Source organism: Acinetobacter sp. ABJ_C5_2 (genome assembly GCF_044538485.1).
GTDB classification, from domain to species: Bacteria; Pseudomonadota; Gammaproteobacteria; order Pseudomonadales; family Moraxellaceae; genus Acinetobacter; species Acinetobacter nosocomialis_A.
The window spans coordinates 1-368 of sequence record NZ_JBIUCS010000103.1 but is presented as its reverse complement, the minus strand read 5'-3'; the positions used below and the strand labels follow the sequence as shown (position 1 = coordinate 368).

Here is a 368-nt window from a genome sequence, read left to right as displayed (position 1 = left end):
TCAACCGTGACTGTAAGCTTCCCTGATGGCACAACAGCAACTGTGGTTGCAGGCCCAGATGGTCAATGGACAGCGCCAAACCCAGGTAACTTGCTTGATGGTCAAACTGTTACAGCAACAGCAACTGACCCAGCAGGTAACCCATCATTACCAGGTACAGGCACTGTAGATGCATTGGCACCGACCGTTGCCTTGAGTGACGTGTTAACCAATGACAGTACACCTGCATTAACCGGTACAGTGAACGATCCGACTGCGACAGTTGTGGTGACTGTAGATGGTGTGGACTATCCTGCGGTCAATAATGGTGATGGTACCTGGACCCTTGCGGACAATACGCTTCCAGTGTTGACTGATGGACCACATAC

1 protein-coding gene is annotated in these 368 nt (G+C 51.1%); it reads left to right on the top strand.

What is annotated here, in order from left to right; genetic code table 11:
* On the top strand, positions 1-368 hold a 368-nt coding region (locus ACH8JV_RS19560), incomplete at both ends, for an Ig-like domain-containing protein (RefSeq protein WP_396523312.1).